Below are 17,881 nucleotides of genomic sequence, written 5' to 3' on the forward strand. Positions count from 1 at the left end.
AAGCCTATCGGTCCGGTGAGACAGTCCTCGAAGGTTCACCGCCGCAGGTCCGGGCGGGAGCCGCGGCGGCCCTGGAGGTCTCCACGTCCCAGTGTCCCGCGGTGTGGGCGCCCACGCCCAGCGCCAGCGCCGCCAGCAGGTCCTCGCCGGTGTCCACGTCCTGGCGGACCGAATCGATGCCGGTCAGGTCGATTTCCACCGCGCCGGAGTCCAGGTGCCGGGCCCGGGAAGGTCCACCGAAAGCCGGACGCAATTCCACCCCCGGTGCAGCCGAGAGAAATGTCGTCCCGATTCCTGCCGCATCGGTCACAAATGCGCGAGGGAATTCTGCGGAATATTCGAGTACCCGGGTCAATTCCGCCGGGCGCAGCGCGGGCAGATCCGCGTTGAGCGCGGCGACCGCGGCCCGGGGCCGCCGGGCCCGTACCGCCCGCTCGCCGTGTGCCAGCGCGGCGTTGAGCCCGCGGTCGGGCTCGTCGGGGACGACGCGCGCCCCGATCGCGGTGAGGGCCGCCCGGGCCTCCGGGTCGTCCGTGACTACCACCACATCCAGCACCGCCGGGCAGGACAGGGCGGCGGCCACGGTGTCCCGGGCGAAGGCGAGGGCGAGCCGGGGGCGCAGTTCGGGGCCCGTCACGGGCGCCAGCCTGCTCTTGGCCCGCGCCAGGGGCTTCAACGGGACGACCAGGGACCAAGGAGCGGTCGGGTCGGTGTTCGTGGCGATCTCCCCCTCGGTGCGCATCGCCGCCTATTCTCGCCTGCCGGTGCGAGAACCCGGAGGGTCGGTCCCGAAAGCGGGGCGTACGGTGTTCTCGACAGAGCAGGGGCCTGGGGCGAGACTTGACCGTCGGTAGCCAGGCAGAGTTCAGGTCCTTAGAGGAAGGTGTCCGAGTGTCCCGCCGCAGAATCGGCTTCTGGTACCGCCTGGCGGCGGTCATCGCAAAACCGCCGTTGGTGGTTCTGTTCAAGCGTGACTGGCGGGGGATGGAACACATTCCGGCCGACGGCGGATTTATCACCGCGGTCAATCACAACTCCTATCTGGACCCGCTTTCCTACGGCCACTTCCAGTACAACACCGGACGGGTGCCGCGGCTTCTGGCCAAGGCGGGCCTGTTCAAGACCCCCTTTGTGGGAATGATGCTGCGCGGCACCGGTCAGATCCCGGTGTACCGCGAGACGACCAACGCGCTGGACGCGTTCCGGGCCGCCGTCGACGCCATCGAGCGGGGCGAGTGCGTCGCTTTCTACCCGGAGGGCACGCTCACCCGCGACCCCGACATGTGGCCGATGGCCGGCAAGACCGGTGCCGCCCGCGTCGCGTTGATGACGAAGGCCCCGGTCATCCCCGTCGCGCAGTGGGGCGCCAACTTCGCGATGCCGCCGTACGCCAAGGAGAACAAGCTCCGGCTGTTCCCCCGCAAGACCCTCCAGGTGCAGGCCGGACCGCCCGTGGACCTCTCCCGGTTCTACGACAGGGAACCGACGCCCGACATCCTGCGCGAGGCGACCGAGGTCATCATGGCCGCGGTGACCGCTCAGCTGGAGATCGTGCGGGGCGAGCAGGCCCCCGCACAGCCCTACGACCACCGCAAGGCCCGCGCGGAGCAGCGCCGCAAGGCCGAAGGAGAGGGAACCAAGTGACGCACCCCGCAAAGGCGGCCGTCTTCGGAACCGGCTCATGGGGTACGGCCTTCGGCATGGTCCTCGCCGACGCCGGCTGCGAGGTCACCCTCTGGGGCCGTCGCGCCGAGATCGCCGAGGCCGTCAACACGACCCGTACCAACCCGGACTACCTGCCGGGAATTGAGCTCCCCGCCTCGGTCCGGGCCACCACCGACGCCGTCGAGGCGCTGGACGGCGCCGACTTCGCCGTACTCGTGGTGCCTTCGCAGACCCTGCGCGCCAACCTCGCCGAATGGACCCCGCACCTCGGCTCCGACACCGTTCTCGTCTCGATGATGAAGGGTGTCGAACTCGGCACCGCGAAGCGGATGAGCGAGGTCATCGAGGACGTCACCAAGGTCTCCGCGGACCGGGTCGCCGTCATCACCGGCCCCAACCTCGCCAAGGAGATCGCCGAGCGCCGTCCCGCGGCGGCCGTCGTCGCCTGCCAGGACGAGTCCGTGGCCCAGCGCCTCCAGAGCGCCTGCCACACCCCGTACTTCCGCCCGTACACCAACACCGATGTGGTCGGCTGCGAACTCGGCGGCGCGGTCAAGAACGTCATCGGCCTGGCGGTCGGCATCGCCGACGGCATGGGTCTCGGCGACAACGCCAAGGGTTCGCTGATCACCCGGGGACTCGCCGAGACGACCCGCCTCGGTCTGGCCATGGGCGCCGACCCGCTGACCTTCTCCGGACTCGCGGGCCTGGGCGACCTGGTGGCGACCTGCTCCTCACCGCTCTCGCGCAACCACACCTTCGGCACCAACCTCGGCCGCGGCATGACGCTCCAGGAGACCATCGCCGTCACCAGGCAGACCGCCGAGGGCGTCAAGTCCTGTGAGTCGGTGCTCGATCTGGCACGCAGGCACGGCGTCGACATGCCGATCACGGAGACGGTCGTCGGCATCGTCCACGAGGGCAAGCCGCCGATGGTCGCGCTGGGCGAGCTGATGTCGCGCAGCGCGAAGCCCGAGCGGCGCTGAAGCCGGGGCGGGGGCGGCCAGAGCGGTGAACGTTCACGGTCACCGCTCCGGCCGCCCCCGGCCGCGCTGACGCGAGTGGTACCAGCAGGTACGCTCAACGCGATATGAGCAGCGAGAACCTCCCCCAGAGCCCGGAGCAGCAGCTCCGCAAGCCGCGTGTGGCCGTCGTGTTCGGCGGCCGCAGCTCCGAACACGGCATCTCGGTCGTCACGGCCGGCGCCGTCCTGAACGCCATCGACCGGACCAAGTACGACGTCCTGCCGATCGGCATCACGACGGACGGCCGCTGGGCGCTCACCGCCGACGAACCCGAACGCATGGCCATCACGGACCGGAAGATGCCGGAAGTGGCCCAGCTGGCCGAGTCCACCGAGGGCGCCGTGGTGCTCTCCGTCGACCCCGGCAGCCGCGAAGTGGTGTACAGCGAGCCCGGCTCGGTCCCCAAGGCGCTCGGCGAGGTCGATGTCGTCTTCCCCGTGCTGCACGGCCCGTACGGCGAGGACGGCACCCTGCAGGGTCTCCTGGAGCTCTCCGGTGTGCCCTACGTCGGCGCCGGGGTGCTCGCCTCGGCGGTCGGCCAGGACAAGGAGTACATGAAGCGGGTCTTCATCTCCTACGGGCTGCCGGTCGGCCCGTACCTCGTGGTGCGTCCCCGTGAGTGGGACAACGACCCCTCCGGTGCCCGCAAGCGCATCGTGGACTTCGCCGGTGACCACGGCTGGCCGCTCTTCATCAAGCCCGCCCGGGCCGGCTCGTCCATCGGCATCACCAAGGTCGACGACCTGTCCGGACTCGACGAGGCGATCGAGGAGGCCCGCCGCCACGACCCCAAGTTCCTGGTCGAGTCGCTGCTGCGGGGCCGCGAGATCGAGTGCGGGGTGCTGGAGTTCGAGGACGGGCCGCGCGCCAGCGTGCCCGCCGAGATCCCCCCGGTGACCTCGCACGACTTCTACGACTTCGAGGCCAAGTACATCGACTCGGCCTCCGGGATCGTGCCCGCCCCGCTCACCGAGGAGCAGACGGCAGAGGTCCAGCGGCTCGCGGTCGAGGCCTTCGACGCCACGTCCTGCGAGGGGCTGGTCCGCGCCGACTTCTTCCTCACCGAGGACGGCACCTTCGTGATCAACGAGATCAACACCCTGCCGGGCTTCACCCCGATCTCCATGTACCCGCGGATGTGGCAGGAGAGCGGTGTGAGCTACCAGGAACTGGTGGACCGGCTGATCCAGGCCGCGTTGCGCCGCCCGACCGGCCTGCGCTGAGCCGTCCCCGCGCCGCACGGCGTGCGCTCCCGGGCGGGAGCGCACGCCCTACAGTCCGGGAACCGTCCTGCGGACGGCCGGGCCGAACGCGGCCAACGGGCTCGCGTCATGGGCGTACGCCTCCGAGAGCGACACCTCGACGTACGCCTTGCGGTACGTCGTCGTGAAGCGCGGGCCGGCGTCGTCGGGCTGCTCCAGCAGCCAGTTGACGCCGTTCGCCTCGGTCCCCTTCGCCATGGGGTCGTCCATCTTCGCGGGCCGGGGGACACCGCAGCGCAGTACGATCTCCCCGTCCCCCCACTCGGCGGTCAGTTCGGACTTCGGCCCGGCATCACCGAGGCCGAGACCGGCAACGGTCCTCGGCAGCTCCTTGTGCAGCGCACGGCAGTAGCCCGCGGCTTCCGGGGACGGCGTGGGAACCGTGATCGACACCGCGGCGTCCGTTGGGGAACAGCCCGCCGCGGCCAGCAGCAGTGCGGCGACGGACGGGCCGAGGAACACGGAATGGCGAAGTCGGCGCGAAGATCTCACCGGCCCAGCGTAGACGGGGGCTACAGATGAACGACCGGGCAGGTCAGGGTTCGGGTGATGCCTTCCACTTGCTGGACCTTGGCGACCACCATGCGGCCGAGTTCATCGACCGTGTCGGCCTGTGCGCGCACGATCACGTCGTAGGGGCCGGTGACGTCCTCTGCCTGGATCACTCCCGGAACTCGTGCGATGGTCTCGGCGACGGTCGACGCCTTGCCCACCTCGGTCTGAATAAGGATGTACGCCTGTACCACGGAACCTCCAGGGCGGCCACGAGGATCATGTGGGGGAGAAGGGACGCCACGGTATCGCGTTGCCGCGTGCCGCGGGGAGACCTGTGGACCGTTGACGCCCACAGCGTGGCGTACGCAAGACACAAGTTGACGTAACTCTTGACAGTACCGACAGCAGTGACGGCCCGCGACCGCAAGCGCAGCGGTCCGGAAGGGGGACGGGGGTGGCGGTGACGGGCCGGGCAGACTGCTCCCTGCGGCGGCGGCCGGTCCAGGGTCCGGACCCCCGGCCGCCGAAGCAGCCCGGACGACCGTCCGGCGCGATAGATGAGAGGTGAGACTCGGTGAAGGGAACCGTGGGCGAGTTGGGGGAGTTCGGGCTCATCAGGGAGCTCACTTCCCGGCTCACCACCACTCCGGCGGTACGGCTCGGCCCCGGCGACGACGCCGCGGTCGTGACCGCTCCCGACCGCAGGGTCGTGGCCAGTACGGACATCCTGTTGGAGGGACGGCACTTCCGCCGCGACTGGTCGACGGCGTACGACGTCGGCCGCAAGGCCGCCGCCCAGAACCTCGCCGACATCGCCGCCATGGGCGCGGTGCCCACCGCGCTGCTGCTCGGCCTGGTCGTCCCCGCCGAACTCCCGGTCACCTGGGCCGGCGAGCTGATGGACGGTATCCGTGACGAGTGCCAGGTCGCGGGCGCGGCCGTGGTCGGCGGGGACGTCGTGCGCGGCGAGACGATCACCGTCTCGATCACCGCGCTGGGCGATCTGCGCAACCACGAGCCGGTCACCCGTTCCGGCGCCCAGCCCGGCGACGTCGTCGCCGTCACCGGCTGGCTCGGCTGGTCCGCCGCCGGGTACGCGGTGCTCTCCCGCGGCTTCCGCTCGCCCCGCGCCTTCGTCGAGGCCCACCGGCGCCCCGAACCGCCCTACCACGCGGGCCCCGCGGCCGCCGGGCTCGGCGCCACCGCGATGACGGACGTGAGCGACGGGCTCGTCGCCGACCTCGGGCACATCGCCGAGGCCAGCAAGGTCCGGATCGATCTGCGGTCCGGGCTCATCGACATCCCCTCGCAGATGTCCGACATCGGGCAGGCCGTCGGCGTCGACCCGCTCCAGTGGGTGCTGACCGGGGGCGAGGACCACGCGATCGTCGCCACCTTCCCGCCGGACGTGAAGCTGCCCGCCCGCTGGAAGGTGATCGGCGAGGTCCTCAACCCCTCCGCGCTCCCGCAGGTGACCGTCGACGGGGCGCCGTGGACCGTCAAGGGCGGCTGGGACCACTTCGGGGACATCGAGGACGCCCAGTAGATTTCGGCGTATGCCCCTATCTGCTGCTGTACCCGCCCGTGTGCTCACCGTCGCCGGATCCGACTCCGGCGGCGGTGCGGGCATCCAGGCCGACCTGAAGACGATGCTGGCGCACGGTGTGCACGGGATGAGCGTGCTGACCGCCGTCACTGCCCAGAACTCGCTGGGGGTGCAGGGTGCCTGGGAACTGCCCGCCGACGCCGTGCGCGCCCAGTACCGCAGCGTGGTGGACGACATCGGGGTCCAGGCGGTGAAGACCGGAATGCTGTCGTCGGCCGTCCTCGTGGAGACCGTGGCCGAACTCCTTGCCGCCACCGGCGCCCCGGCCGTCGTCGACCCGGTCGGCGTCTCCAAGCACGGCGACCCGCTGCTGGCCGCCGAGGCGCTCGATTCCGTACGGACGAAACTGCTGCCGGCCGCCACGGTCGCCACCCCGAACCTGGACGAGGTGGCACAGCTCACCGGCATCCACGTCGAGGACGAGGCGGGAATGCGGCGGGCCGCCGCCGCGGTGCTGGACTTCGGGCCGCGCTGGGTGGTGGTCAAGGGCGGCCATCTGCCGGGCGACCCCGTCGACCTGCTGACCGACGGCAGTGAGGAGCACTGGCTGCGCGCTCCCCGGCACGACAACCGCCACACCCACGGCACCGGCTGCACCCTCGCCTCGGCCATCGCCTGCCGACTGGCCCTGGGCCAGGACGTACCCGCGGCGGTTCGGGACGCGAAGGGCTACGTCACCGGGGCGATCGCGGCGGGCTTCCCGCTGGGCGCGGGGATCGGCCCGGTCGACCACGGCTGGCGCACGCGCACCGCGTGAGGGCGCCCCGGAGCACAGCAAAAAGCCGGTCCACCGAGGTGGACCGGCTTTTTGGGCAACCGGAAGGCTGCGCTACGACGGGAACGTCAGCGCGCGACCTTGCCGGCCTTGATGCACGAGGTGCAGACGTTGAGCCGCTTCGGCGTCCGACCGACCACGGCACGCACGCGCTGGATGTTGGGATTCCAGCGACGGGACGTACGGCGGTGCGAGTGCGAAATGTTATTGCCGAAGCCCGGCCCCTTGCCGCAGACGTCGCAGTTGGCAGCCACGGGTCACTCCAAAGACTTCAGATGCACTTACAGTGAAATCCGGCGCGCCGGATTCATATGACTGAAGTGGCGGTGCCGGAGGGATGGCCCGACTCTCATCGGGCAACCGAAGCAGCATACAACGGCTGCGTCGGTAGAACGAAACTACCATGGGTTCCACCGACCTCGTCCCGCCCCCTGTCCCCGCCGGACCCGGCGCGCGGGGGCTACCCTGCGATGCAGCCGGCCGCCCACGGCCGAATCCGAGGAGGGCCGACAGGTGCCGCAGACCGACGACGACATGGACGCCGTCGCGGTGCGTACCTGGTGCTCACTGGCCCTGGAGGCGCTGGGCCGGGAGCGCGAGGCGATCGACGCGATCAATGTGTACCCGGTCGCCGACGGGGACACCGGTACGAACCTCTACCTGACCGTGGAATCGGCGGCCCAGGCCGTCGAAGCGGTCTTCGCCGCCCACGAGACCGGAGCGACCGCACCCGTCGCGGCCGACGCGGTACGGGCCATGGCGCACGGCGCCCTGATCGGCGCCCGCGGCAACTCCGGCACGATCCTGGCCCAGTTGCTGCGCGGGATGGCGGGCGTGCTCGCCGTCGGCCATGACGCGGACCATCTGCGCCGGGCGCTCGCCGTCGCCGCCGAAGCGGCCCGGCAGGCCGTCGCCCACCCCGTCGAGGGCACCGTGCTGACGGTGGCCACCGCGGCCGCCCAGGCCGCCGCGCGCACCGCGCACGACGCCGGCACCGGGACGGTCGCACGGGCGGCGTACGAGGGGGCGAGGACGGCCCTGGAAGCGACCCCCGGACAGCTCGCCGTCCTCGGCCGGGCGGGCGTCGTGGACGCCGGGGGACAGGGACTGGTGACGGTGCTCGCAGCACTCGTCGAAGCGGTCTGCGGGCGGGCCCCCGAGCGCACCGGGGTGGCCGTGCCCGCCCTTCCGATGCCGGGCGACTGCGCGGCGGACGAGGCGGAAGGCGGGCCGGCCTTCGAGGTCATCTACCTGCTGGAGGCCACGGACGAGGCGGTGGACCGGCTGCGGACCCGGCTCGACCGGCTCGGCGACTCGCTCGTGGTGGTGGGCGGCGACGGGCTGTGGAACGTCCATGTACATGTCGACGACGCGGGTGCGGCCGTGGAGGCCGGGGTCGAGGCGGGGCGGCCGTACCGCATCCGGATCACCCACTTCGGCGCGGACCGGGTGCACCCCCACACCGAGCCCGTGCAGCGCGCGGTCGTCGTCGTGGTCCCCGGCGACGGGCTCCGCGGCCTGTGCAAGGAGGCCGGGGCCACGACGGTCCTGGCCCGCCCCGGGGAGCCGCCGGCCAGCGGCGAACTGGTCGACGCGATCCGGCGGGCGCACGCCCGCGAGGTGGTCCTGCTGCCCAATGACGCGGAGCTGCGCCACACCGCCGCTGCCGCCGCCGAACAGGCCCGCGCGGAGGGAGTCCGGGTCGCCCTGATCCCGACCAGGGCCGCCGTCCAGGGCATCGCCGCCCTCGCCGTCCACGAACCCGACCGCAGCTTCGACGAGGACGTGGTGGCGATGACCGCCGCCGCCGGTGCCACCCGCTACGCCGAACTCGCCGTCGCCGAACGGCAGTCCTGGACCATGGCGGGCATCTGCCAGGCCGGCGACATCCTGGGCCTGATCGACGGCGATGTCGCGGTCATCGGCGAGGACGTACCGCAGACCGCCCGCGACGTGCTGGACCGGATGCTGGCGGCAGGCGGCGAACTGGTCACCCTGGTCCTGGGCGAGGACGTCCCCGACAGCCTCGCGGACGCGCTGGAGGAGCACGTGCGCGAGGGCTATCTGGCGGTGGACACGGTGGTCTACCGGGGCGGCCCCCAGAGTGCTCCGCTGCTCATCGGGGTGGAGTAGCCAGGACGCCCCGGGCGCCGGTCCGCGTAACCCGGCAGCCGAACTCTTCCGACCAGGGATTCCCGGGTTCCCGGTGGTGCCCGCCGGACATCTGTCAGTGGTGTGGTGTGCAATGGATCGCGTGTCTGCGTTCGATGAACCCCTCAAGAAGCTGCTCGGCGGAGCCACCGCGAAGGTGATGGCCGAACACCTCGACCTGCACACGGTCGGTGATCTGCTCCACCACTACCCGCGCCGCTACGAGGAGCGCGGCCGGCTCACGGCGCTGACGGACCTCCCGCTGGACGAGCACGTGACGGTGGTCGCCCAGGTCGCCGACGCCCGTGTCCTGACGTTCAACAACGGCCGCGGCAAGCGCCTGGAAGTGACCCTCACCGACGGCAGCGGCCGCCTCCAGCTGGTCTTCTTCGGCCACGGCGTCCACAAGCCGCACAAGGAGTTGCTGCCCGGCCGGCGGGCGATGTTCGCGGGCAAGGTCTCCGTCTTCAACCGGAAGATGCAGCTCGCCCACCCCACGTACCAGCTGCTGGACGCCGAGTCCATCGACGGGGCCGAGGCCACGGAGGCGGTGGACGCCTTCGCCGGGCGGCTGCTGCCGATCTACCCGGCCTGCAAGCAGCTGGACTCGTGGCGGATCGCCAAGGCCGTCGACACGGTGCTGCCCAGCGCCCAGGAGGCCGTCGACCCACTGCCGCCGAGCCTGCGCGAGGGGCGCGGCTTCACCGCGCTCCCCGAGGCCCTGCTGAAGGTCCACCGCCCGCAGACCAAGGCGGACATCGCCCAGGCCAGGGACCGGCTGAAGTGGGACGAGGCCTTCGTCCTCCAGGTCGCGCTGGCCCGCCGCAGGTACGCCGACACCCAGCTCCCGGCCGTCGCCCGCAGAGCCGTGCCCGGCGGACTGCTCGACGCCTTCGACGCCAGGCTGCCCTTCACCCTCACCGACGGACAGCAGAAGGTCTCCAAGGAGATCTTCGACGACCTCGCCACCGAACACCCGATGCACCGGCTGCTCCAGGGCGAGGTCGGATCCGGCAAGACCATGGTCGCGCTGCGGGCCATGCTCGGGGTCGTCGACGCGGGCGGGCAGGCCGCCATGCTCGCGCCCACCGAGGTGCTCGCCCAGCAGCACCACCGTTCCATCACCGAGATGATGGGCGATCTGGCTGAGGGCGGAATGCTGGGCGGCTCCGAGCAGGGGACGAAGGTGGTGCTGCTCACCGGTTCGATGGGCGTCGCGGCCCGCCGCCAGGCCCTCCTCGACCTCGTCACCGGCGAGGCCGGGATCGTGATCGGCACCCATGCCCTGATCGAGGACAAGGTGCAGTTCCACGACCTGGGCCTGGTCGTCGTCGACGAACAGCACCGCTTCGGCGTGGAACAGCGCGACGCCCTGCGCTCCAAGGGGAAGCAGCCGCCGCATCTGCTGGTCATGACGGCCACCCCCATTCCCCGTACGGTCGCCATGACCGTCTTCGGCGACCTGGAGACCTCCGTACTCGACCAGCTCCCGGCCGGCCGCTCGCCGATCGCCAGCCATGTCGTCCCCGCCAAGGACAAGCCGCACTTCCTCAGCCGCGCCTGGGAAAGGGTGCGGGAGGAAGTGGAGAACGGACACCAGGCGTACGTGGTCTGCCCCCGCATCGGCGACGACGCCGACGACGAGGCGGGGAAGAAGGCGAAGAAGAAGGCGCCCGAGGAAGAGGGCGACAAGCGCCCGCCGCTCGCCGTGCTGGAGATCGCCGAACAGCTCGCCAAGGGCCCCCTGGCCGGTCTGCGCGTCGAAGTGCTGCACGGCAGGATGAATCCGGACGACAAGGACGACGTGATGCGCCGCTTCGCCGCGGGCGAGGCCGATGTCCTGGTCGCCACCACCGTCATCGAGGTCGGCGTCAACGTCCCCAACGCCACCGCCATGGTGATCATGGACGCCGACCGCTTCGGGGTCTCCCAGCTGCACCAGCTGCGCGGCCGGGTCGGCCGGGGCTCCGCCCCCGGACTCTGCCTGCTGGTCAGCGAGGCCCACGAGGCCAGTCCCGCCCGCGCCCGGCTCTCCGCCGTCGCCGCCACCCTCGACGGCTTCGAGCTCTCCCGGATCGACCTCGAACAGCGCCGCGAGGGCGATGTCCTCGGCCAGGCCCAGTCCGGGGTCCGCTCCTCGCTGCGGATGCTCACCGTCATCGACGATGAGGAGGTCATCGCCGCCGCACGGGAGGAGGCCGTCGCGATCGTCGCCGCCGACCCGGAGCTGGAACACCTGCCGGAGCTGCGGACCGCGCTGGACGCGCTGCTCGACAAGGATCGCGAGCAGTACCTCGACAAGGGCTGACCGGGTGCGCGGGCCCGACCGGCCACGACGCCATATCGTGGGTGGCACGGCGCCGGGGCACCCCGCGGGCCGCCCACGAACCGAGGACCAGACACCCATGACCCGCGTGATCGCCGGCTCGGCCGGCGGACGCCGCCTGGCCGTTCCGCCCGGCACCGGCACCCGCCCCACCTCCGACCGTGCGCGCGAGGGCCTCTTCTCCACCTGGGAAGCCCTCCTCGGCAGCCTGGAGGGCACCCGTATCGCCGATCTGTACGCGGGTTCCGGGGCCGTCGGCCTGGAGGCGCTCTCCCGGGGCGCGGTGCACGCCCTGCTCGTCGAGGCCGACCCCAAAGCCGTCCGCACCGTCCGGGACAACGTCCGCACGCTCGGCCTGCCCGGCGCCGAGGTCCGCACCGGCAAGGCCGAGCAGATCGTGACGGGACCGGCGCCGGCCCAGCCGTACGACGTGGTGTTCCTGGACCCGCCGTACGCCGTCACCGACGACGATCTTGGCGAGATACTGCTCACACTCCGTGCCCAGGGGTGGCTCACGGACGATGCCCTCGTCACCGTGGAACGGAGCACCAGAGGCGGAGATTTCGACTGGCCCGAGGGATTCGAAGCATTGCGGGCCCGTCGATACGGCGAAGGAACGCTTTGGTACGGTCGCGCCGCCTCTACGTGCGAAGACGCACGATGACCGCACCGGAGAGCGAGGGAACCAAGTTGCGCCGCGCCGTCTGTCCGGGGTCGTTCGACCCCATCACCAATGGACACCTCGACATCATTGGCCGCGCCTCGAAGCTGTACGACGTCGTACACGTCGCGGTGATGATCAACCAGTCCAAGAAGGGCCTGTTCACGGTCGACGAGCGGATCGACCTGATCCGCCAGGTCACCGCGGACTTCGGCAACGTCCAGGTCGAGTCCTTCCACGGCCTTCTGGTCGACTTCTGCAAGCAGCGCGACATCCCGGCGATCGTCAAGGGCCTGCGGGCCGTCAGCGACTTCGACTACGAGCTCCAGATGGCCCAGATGAACAACGGCCTCTCCGGCGTCGAGACGCTCTTCGTGCCGACCAATCCCACCTACAGCTTCCTGTCGTCCTCCCTGGTCAAGGAGGTCGCCACCTGGGGCGGCGACGTCTCCCACCTGCTCCCCCCGGTGGTCCACGAGGCCCTCAACGAGCGTCTCTCCGGGCGCTGAGCCACTGACGGACCGTCACCAGGTGTCGGACGGGCGCCGACTGGCCTTACAGTCGTCCCGTCCGTCTCCAATCGGCTGTAGAGAGTGGCGAGCACACGGTGGACGTGCAGAAGAAGCTCGACGAGATCGTCGAAGCGGTCGGGAACGCCCGGTCGATGCCCATGTCGGCTTCGTGCGTGGTCAACCGCGCCGAGCTGCTCGCGCTGCTCGAAGAGGTGCGTGAGGCCCTGCCCGGCTCGCTCGCCCACGCCCAGGAGCTCATCGGCGGCCAGGAGCAGCTGGCCGAACAGGCCCGCCAGGAGGCCGAGCGGATCATCGGGGCCGCCCGCGCCGAACGCACCTCGCTGATCGCCGACACCGAGATCGCCCGGCAGTCCCGCAGCGAGGCCGACCGCATCCTCGACGAGGCCCGCCGCGAGGCCGCCGAGGTCCGCGCCGAGGCCGACGAGTACGTGGACAGCAAGCTGGCCAACTTCGAGGTCGTCCTCACCAAGACGATCGGTTCCGTCGATCGGGGCCGCGAGAAGCTCCTCGGCCGCGGTCAGCCCTTCGACGAGCAGGGTTACGAGGACCCCGACTTCGCCGAGGCCCCCGAGCGCAGCACCGACCCGGCCACCCTCCAGCGCCGGGCGGACGAGTACGTCGACACCAAGCTGGGCGCCTTCGAGGCCGTGCTCGCCAAGACCCTGGAGGCGGTCGGCCGCGGCCGGCAGAAGCTGCACGGTCGGATCCCCACCGACGACCTCGGCGCGCACGTGGCCGCCCAGGACGCGGCGGGCGACCAGGGGCGCATCAGCGACGAGGACCACTGGGCCGGCCTGGCCGAGCTCGCCACCCCGGCGCCGCAGCCGGTGCACCAGCAGGTCCAGCCGCAGTTCCCCGCCCAGACGCAGCCCGGCTACGCGGAGACCTACGCCTACCAGGACCAGCCGCAGCAGGACGTCTACGGATACCAGCAGCAGCCTGACCCGTACGCCGCGGCCTATCAGCAGCAGGGCTACGACCAGGGCCAGGCCCAGGCCCAGGTCCCGGTACAGGGGTACGACGGCTGGCACCAGCAGCAGCCGCAGCAGGCCCTCCAGCAGCAGGGCGAGAGCGCCCTCGACGAGACCAGCCTGTTCGACACCAGCATGATCGACCTGGACCAGCTCCGCCGGTACGAACAGGAACACTGACCGGACGGGGCCGGGCCCGGGTCCGGGCGGCCCCGATCGCCCGGATTGGGAGCTGGGCGGCGCGTCCAGTATCCTGGCTCCTCGGTCGCGCGTATGTCCGCGATCCCGGCTGCCCGTTTCGAATCCGAATCCGGTCGGCCCTCCCCGCGATGTGCGTTGCACATGATTTCGAAAGCAGGAAAAGCCCTGAACGGCCACCTCGACCACCGAAACCCCCTCGTGTTCGATACGCACGAGCTGGGCCGGCGTCCCGGTGCCCTCCAGCGGCTCTCCCGCACGGTGGACGCACCTGGTCCGCCGGCTGTCCTCGGCATCGAAGGGGTCATCGGTGTGCCGGAAGGCGCACCCGTGGAGCTGGACCTCCGTCTCGAGTCGGTCATGGAAGGGGTGCTTGTCACAGGCACCGCCCGTGCGTCGGCCGAGGGGGAGTGCGTAAGGTGTCTGGAGCCGCTGCGCCTAGAGGTTGCGGCGGACTTCCAGGAGATGTTCTCGTACCCTGACGCCGATGACCGGGGCCGCAGCAGCAAGGCGGAGCCGGCCGACGACGTTGAGGACGACGAGGACAGGCTCTTCATCGAGGACGGCCTGTTCGACCTCGAACCAGTGCTGCGTGATGCGGTGGTGCTCGCACTGCCGATGCAGCCGGTGTGCCGGGAGTCCTGTGCCGGTCTGTGTTCCGAATGCGGAATCAGGCTGGACGAGAACCCCGGTCATCACCACGATGCCGTCGACATCCGTTGGGCGGCATTGCAAGGACTCGCCGACACCGTTCAGGACGGCGAGAAGGACAACATGGGCGGCGCCGAAGCGGGCGTCGACGAGAAGCAGGAGAAGTAGCCGTGGCTGTTCCGAAGCGGAAGATGTCGCGCAGCAACACGCGCCACCGCCGGTCGCAGTGGAAGGCTGCGGTCCCCACCCTGGTTTCGTGCGAGCGTTGCCAGGAGCCGAAGCTGCAGCACATCGCGTGCCCCAGCTGCGGCACGTACAACAAGCGCCAGGTCCTCGAGGTCTGAGCGGCTGGTGAGAGGCCCGATGTCTGAGTTGTCCAACGCCAAGAAGAAGGCAGACAACGTCAACACAGCCTCGTCCCACACGCTTCTGGAAGGGCGGCTCGGGTATCAACTCGAGACCGCCCTTCTGGTGCGCGCGCTGACCCACCGTTCGTACGCGTACGAGAACGGCGGTCTGCCCACCAACGAGCGGCTCGAATTCCTCGGGGACTCGGTGCTCGGCCTGGTGGTCACGGACACGCTGTACCGCACCCACCCCGACCTGCCCGAAGGCCAGCTGGCCAAGTTGCGGGCCGCGGTGGTCAACTCGCGTGCGCTTGCGGAAGTGGGCCGCGGCCTCGAACTCGGCTCCTTCATCCGGCTCGGCCGGGGTGAAGAGGGCACGGGAGGCCGGGACAAGGCGTCCATCCTCGCCGACACCCTTGAAGCGGTGATCGGCGCGGTCTATCTCGACCAGGGCCTCGGCGCGGCCTCGGAGCTGGTCCACCGGCTCTTCGACCCGCTGATCGACAGGTCCTCGAACCTCGGTGCCGGCCTGGACTGGAAGACCAGCCTCCAGGAACTCACCGCCGGCGAGAGCCTCGGCGTCCCCGAGTACATCGTCACGGAGACCGGCCCGGACCACGAGAAGACCTTTACTGCTGCTGCTCGCGTCGGTGGTGTCTCGTACGGCACCGGCACCGGTCGTAGCAAGAAGGAAGCGGAGCAGCAGGCGGCGGAGTCCGCCTGGCGCGAGATCAGCGCCGCCGCGGAGGAACGGGCGGCGGCGGCGAAGGCCGCTGCCGATGGAGGGGTCGCCGACACCCCTGCAGGCCCGTCGCCGTCCACGGACGCGACTCCGGCCTGACCCCTCGAACCCCCCGGCGCCCCCGCGCGCCGGGGGGTTCGTCCTGCCCGAAAACGTACCCTTTTCTCAGATCGTCCCTTCAGGAGCGACACCGTGCCCGAGCTGCCCGAGGTCGAAGTCGTACGACGTGGTCTGGAACGCTGGGTCACCGGCCGGACGGTCGGCGATGTCCAGGTCCTGCACCCGCGTGCCGTCCGCCGCCATCTCGCCGGTGGCGTGGACTTCGCGGCCCGGCTCGGCGGCGCCCGCTTCGGTACGGCGATGCGCCGGGGCAAGTACCTCTGGGTGCCGCTGGACGACGCGGCCAGCTCGCTCCTGGGCCATCTCGGCATGAGCGGCCAGCTGCTCGTGCAGCCGCAGGACGCACCCGACGAGAAGCATCTGCGCATCCGGATCCGCTTCGACGACTCCCTGGGCACCGAGCTGCGCTTCGTCGACCAGCGGACCTTCGGCGGGCTCTCGCTCCACGAGAACACCCCCGACGGGCTGCCCGACACCATCGCGCACATCGCCCGCGACCCCCTGGACCCGGCGTTCGACGACGACGCGTTCCACGCGGCCCTGCGCCTGCGCCGTACGACCGTCAAGCGGGCCCTGCTCGACCAGTCGCTGATCAGCGGCGTCGGCAACATCTACGCGGACGAGGCGCTCTGGCGCAGCAGACTGCACTACGACCGGCCGACCGCGACCCTCACCCGCCCCAGGTCGGCCGAACTGCTCGGCCACGTCCGCGACGTGATGAGCGCGGCGCTCGACCAGGGCGGCACCAGCTTCGACAGCCTCTACGTCAATGTGAACGGCGAGTCCGGCTACTTCGACCGCTCGCTCGACGCCTACGGACGCGAGGACGAGCCCTGCCACCGCTGCGGTACGCCGATGCGCCGCCGCCCCTGGATGAACCGCTCCAGCTACTTCTGCCCGCGCTGCCAGCGGCCGCCGCGCGTGACCGCCTAGGACGTGGGGTGCGTCCCGTCGTAGTGTTCGCGGGCCCGGAGCACCTCGGGCATCCGGCCCTCGACGAGCTGGATCAGCGCGAGCAGCCGCTCGGCCACCTGCCGGCCCAGGGGCGTCGGCTCGTAGTCGACGCGCGGTGGATTGGTGGGCTGTGCCTCGCGGAGGACCAGGCCGTCCCGTTCCAGGGCGTGGAGTGTCTGGGAGAGCATCTTCTCGCTCACCCCGTCGACCCGGCGGCGGAACTCGTTGAAGCGGAAACCGCCTTCGTACAGCGCGCCCGGCGTCAGGCTGCCCCAGCGTCCGGTGACATGCTCCAGCGTGCCGCGTGAGGGGCACCGTCTGGAGAACACATCGAAGGCGAGTTCGTCCAGACGGGTGTTCTCGTCCATACCCGGCAGCGTACGCCCGCACAGCGCTCACCGCCGGAACGCGCTTTCTCCGGGTGAGCGCTGTGCGGGGTGTGGATCAGAAGCCGAAGTCCTGGGTCCACCAGGGGCCGCCGGAGCCGTAGTGGACACCGACGCCGAGCGTCTTGTAGTCGCAGTTGAGAATGTTCGCCCGGTGGCCGTCGCTGTTCATCCAGGAATCCATCACGGCCCGTGCGTCGGCCTGGCCGCGCGCTATGTTCTCGGCGGCGAGGCCCCGCACACCGGCCTTCGAAGCGCGGTCCCAGGGGGTCCGGCCGTCGGGGTCGGTGTGGTCGAAGAAGCCGCGGGCGGCCATGTCCTCGCTGAAGTCCTGGGCGAGCGAGGCGAGCGAGGCCCTGGCGGTCAGCGGGCTGCAGCCGACCTTGGCGCGCTCCTGGTTGACCAGTGCCAGTACGGCGGACTGGGCGGAGGCCGCGGTCGGGGACGGGGCCGCGGCACTGCGGGTGGCGGGCGCGGAGGTCCTCGGCGCGGCCGACGACCGCTCTGCGGCGGGGGCGGTGGTCTTCCCGCTCCCGGCATCGGCGGACTGCGACGGCGCCGACGAGGACGGCTCCGCCCGCTCGGACGGCCCGGACTTCTTCGAAGGGGACGCGGCGGATCCGGCGGGGGACCCCGCCTTCGCCGGGCCCTCGGCCCGGCCGGTGCCGCGGCCGGCCGCGGCGGACGCGGTGGAGCGGTCGGCCGCGGCGGTGCCCGCGCCGCCCTGGGTCAGCGGATCGGGGGCGCCCTCGGACCGCACCCGGTCGGCGCCGCCGCCCAGGCCGTAGCCGTCGCCACCGGGCACCAGGCCGGAGGCCACCGCCACGGCACCCACGGCAAGGGCCGCGGAGACGCCGATCAGTCCCGTACGGACAGGTGCCCCGGAGCGCTTCCCGCGGTGCCCGCGCCGGTCGCGGCCCGCGCCCTCCGCCGCGTGGTCCTCAGCGGCCGGAGCCGCGGCGGAGCGTCGATGGCGTCCCATCTGCTGAGCCCTTCGGAGGTCTGGACGCCGC

At 71.2% G+C, this 17,881-nt stretch carries 20 protein-coding genes; 14 read left to right on the forward strand and 6 right to left on the reverse strand.

Going from position 1 to position 17,881, the window contains the following annotated elements:
- Positions 1-4: 4 nt before the first annotated feature.
- Entirely contained in the window at positions 5-742 is a 738-nt protein-coding gene (gene cofC / locus ACWCPY_RS23875) for a 2-phospho-L-lactate guanylyltransferase (RefSeq protein WP_451268046.1), read from the reverse strand.
- A 149-nt stretch (positions 743-891) separates the two neighbouring features.
- Between cofC and ACWCPY_RS23880 the strand changes: the two genes are divergently transcribed.
- From ACWCPY_RS23880 to ACWCPY_RS23890, 3 genes are all read left to right on the forward strand, one after another.
- Complete coding sequence (locus ACWCPY_RS23880) at positions 892-1,644, forward strand: lysophospholipid acyltransferase family protein (protein WP_451268048.1); 753 nt, start codon at positions 892-894, stop codon at positions 1,642-1,644.
- Entirely contained in the window at positions 1,641-2,651 is a 1,011-nt protein-coding gene (locus ACWCPY_RS23885) for an NAD(P)H-dependent glycerol-3-phosphate dehydrogenase (protein WP_451268049.1), read from the forward strand. The genes ACWCPY_RS23880 and ACWCPY_RS23885 overlap by 4 nt, the downstream gene beginning before the upstream one ends.
- Before the next feature lie 104 nt (positions 2,652-2,755).
- Entirely contained in the window at positions 2,756-3,913 is a 1,158-nt protein-coding gene (locus tag ACWCPY_RS23890; RefSeq protein ID WP_451268050.1) for a D-alanine--D-alanine ligase family protein, read from the forward strand.
- Positions 3,914-3,961: 48 nt separating this feature from the next.
- Here the strand turns inward: ACWCPY_RS23890 and ACWCPY_RS23895 are convergent, their stop codons facing one another.
- Complete coding sequence (locus ACWCPY_RS23895) at positions 3,962-4,444, reverse strand: DUF3515 domain-containing protein (RefSeq protein WP_451268052.1); 483 nt, start codon at positions 4,442-4,444, stop codon at positions 3,962-3,964.
- Positions 4,445-4,464: 20 nt separating this feature from the next.
- Entirely contained in the window at positions 4,465-4,698 is a 234-nt protein-coding gene (locus ACWCPY_RS23900) for an Lrp/AsnC family transcriptional regulator (RefSeq protein ID WP_072487263.1), read from the reverse strand.
- A 323-nt stretch (positions 4,699-5,021) separates the two neighbouring features.
- On the opposite strand from ACWCPY_RS23900, the gene ACWCPY_RS23905 reads away from it, so the two are divergent.
- Both ACWCPY_RS23905 and thiD read left to right on the forward strand, forming a co-directional pair.
- Positions 5,022-5,993, forward strand: a complete 972-nt coding sequence (locus tag ACWCPY_RS23905) for a thiamine-phosphate kinase (RefSeq protein ID WP_072487262.1) — start codon at positions 5,022-5,024, stop codon at positions 5,991-5,993.
- Between the two features lie 10 nt (positions 5,994-6,003).
- Entirely contained in the window at positions 6,004-6,810 is an 807-nt protein-coding gene (gene thiD / locus ACWCPY_RS23910; RefSeq protein ID WP_451268055.1) for a bifunctional hydroxymethylpyrimidine kinase/phosphomethylpyrimidine kinase, read from the forward strand.
- Positions 6,811-6,896: 86 nt separating this feature from the next.
- On the opposite strand, the gene rpmB is transcribed toward thiD, so the two are convergent.
- Positions 6,897-7,082, reverse strand: a complete 186-nt coding sequence (gene rpmB / locus ACWCPY_RS23915) for a 50S ribosomal protein L28 (RefSeq protein ID WP_030928661.1) — start codon at positions 7,080-7,082, stop codon at positions 6,897-6,899.
- Between the two features lie 259 nt (positions 7,083-7,341).
- On the opposite strand from rpmB, the gene ACWCPY_RS23920 reads away from it, so the two are divergent.
- The 9 genes from ACWCPY_RS23920 to mutM all read left to right on the forward strand — a co-directional run bounded on the left by ACWCPY_RS23920 (position 7,342) and on the right by mutM (position 16,461).
- Positions 7,342-8,961, forward strand: a complete 1,620-nt coding sequence (locus tag ACWCPY_RS23920; RefSeq protein ID WP_451268057.1) for a DAK2 domain-containing protein — start codon at positions 7,342-7,344, stop codon at positions 8,959-8,961.
- 112 nt (positions 8,962-9,073) lie between these two features.
- The gene (recG, locus tag ACWCPY_RS23925) at positions 9,074-11,287 is read left to right on the forward strand and encodes an ATP-dependent DNA helicase RecG (protein ID WP_451268059.1); all 2,214 of its coding nucleotides are present in this window, start codon (positions 9,074-9,076) and stop codon (positions 11,285-11,287) included.
- Positions 11,288-11,384: 97 nt separating this feature from the next.
- Positions 11,385-11,969, forward strand: a complete 585-nt coding sequence (gene rsmD, locus ACWCPY_RS23930; protein WP_451268061.1) for a 16S rRNA (guanine(966)-N(2))-methyltransferase RsmD — start codon at positions 11,385-11,387, stop codon at positions 11,967-11,969.
- A 26-nt stretch (positions 11,970-11,995) separates the two neighbouring features.
- Positions 11,996-12,475, forward strand: coding sequence for a pantetheine-phosphate adenylyltransferase (coaD, locus tag ACWCPY_RS23935; RefSeq protein ID WP_451268175.1), 480 nt, complete (start codon positions 11,996-11,998; stop codon positions 12,473-12,475).
- Between the two features lie 98 nt (positions 12,476-12,573).
- Positions 12,574-13,650 carry a cell division initiation protein gene (locus ACWCPY_RS23940; RefSeq protein WP_451268063.1) on the forward strand — a complete coding sequence of 359 codons (1,077 nt, stop codon included), beginning with the start codon at positions 12,574-12,576 and terminating at the stop codon, positions 13,648-13,650.
- Positions 13,651-13,812: 162 nt separating this feature from the next.
- On the forward strand, positions 13,813-14,487 hold the full coding sequence (locus ACWCPY_RS23945) for a YceD family protein (RefSeq protein WP_072487254.1): 675 nt from the start codon (positions 13,813-13,815) through the stop codon (positions 14,485-14,487).
- A gap of 2 nt (positions 14,488-14,489) precedes the next feature.
- Entirely contained in the window at positions 14,490-14,663 is a 174-nt protein-coding gene (gene rpmF / locus ACWCPY_RS23950; protein ID WP_003965982.1) for a 50S ribosomal protein L32, read from the forward strand.
- Between the two features lie 19 nt (positions 14,664-14,682).
- Positions 14,683-15,507, forward strand: a complete 825-nt coding sequence (gene rnc / locus ACWCPY_RS23955; protein ID WP_329815080.1) for a ribonuclease III — start codon at positions 14,683-14,685, stop codon at positions 15,505-15,507.
- 93 nt (positions 15,508-15,600) lie between these two features.
- On the forward strand, positions 15,601-16,461 hold the full coding sequence (gene mutM / locus ACWCPY_RS23960; protein WP_451268065.1) for a bifunctional DNA-formamidopyrimidine glycosylase/DNA-(apurinic or apyrimidinic site) lyase: 861 nt from the start codon (positions 15,601-15,603) through the stop codon (positions 16,459-16,461).
- Here the strand turns inward: mutM and ACWCPY_RS23965 are convergent.
- Together ACWCPY_RS23965 and ACWCPY_RS23970 are read right to left on the reverse strand one after the other, a co-directional pair.
- A complete protein-coding gene (locus ACWCPY_RS23965) occupies positions 16,458-16,850 on the reverse strand; it encodes a winged helix-turn-helix transcriptional regulator (protein ID WP_451268067.1) in 393 nt (130 codons plus the stop codon). The genes mutM and ACWCPY_RS23965 overlap by 4 nt on opposite strands.
- Positions 16,851-16,926: 76 nt before the next feature.
- Positions 16,927-17,850, reverse strand: a complete 924-nt coding sequence (locus ACWCPY_RS23970) for a CAP domain-containing protein (protein WP_451268069.1) — start codon at positions 17,848-17,850, stop codon at positions 16,927-16,929.
- Positions 17,851-17,881 lie beyond the last annotated feature (31 nt).

Source organism: Streptomyces sp. NPDC002403, from assembly GCF_053593015.1.

Coding starts and splice junctions, on each gene's coding strand:
- ACWCPY_RS23890 (WP_451268050.1), top strand. CDS start 2,756: ATGAGCAGCGAGAACCTCCCCCAGAGCCCGGAGCAGCAGCTCCGCAAG.
- thiD (WP_451268055.1), top strand. CDS start 6,004: ATGCCCCTATCTGCTGCTGTACCCGCCCGTGTGCTCACCGTCGCCGGA.
- ACWCPY_RS23965 (WP_451268067.1), bottom strand. CDS start 16,850: ATGGACGAGAACACCCGTCTGGACGAACTCGCCTTCGATGTGTTCTCC.
- ACWCPY_RS23970 (WP_451268069.1), bottom strand. CDS start 17,850: ATGGGACGCCATCGACGCTCCGCCGCGGCTCCGGCCGCTGAGGACCAC.
- ACWCPY_RS23945 (WP_072487254.1), top strand. CDS start 13,813: ATGATTTCGAAAGCAGGAAAAGCCCTGAACGGCCACCTCGACCACCGA.
- rnc (WP_329815080.1), top strand. CDS start 14,683: ATGTCTGAGTTGTCCAACGCCAAGAAGAAGGCAGACAACGTCAACACA.
- rsmD (WP_451268061.1), top strand. CDS start 11,385: ATGACCCGCGTGATCGCCGGCTCGGCCGGCGGACGCCGCCTGGCCGTT.
- cofC (WP_451268046.1), bottom strand. CDS start 742: ATGCGCACCGAGGGGGAGATCGCCACGAACACCGACCCGACCGCTCCT.
- recG (WP_451268059.1), top strand. CDS start 9,074: ATGGATCGCGTGTCTGCGTTCGATGAACCCCTCAAGAAGCTGCTCGGC.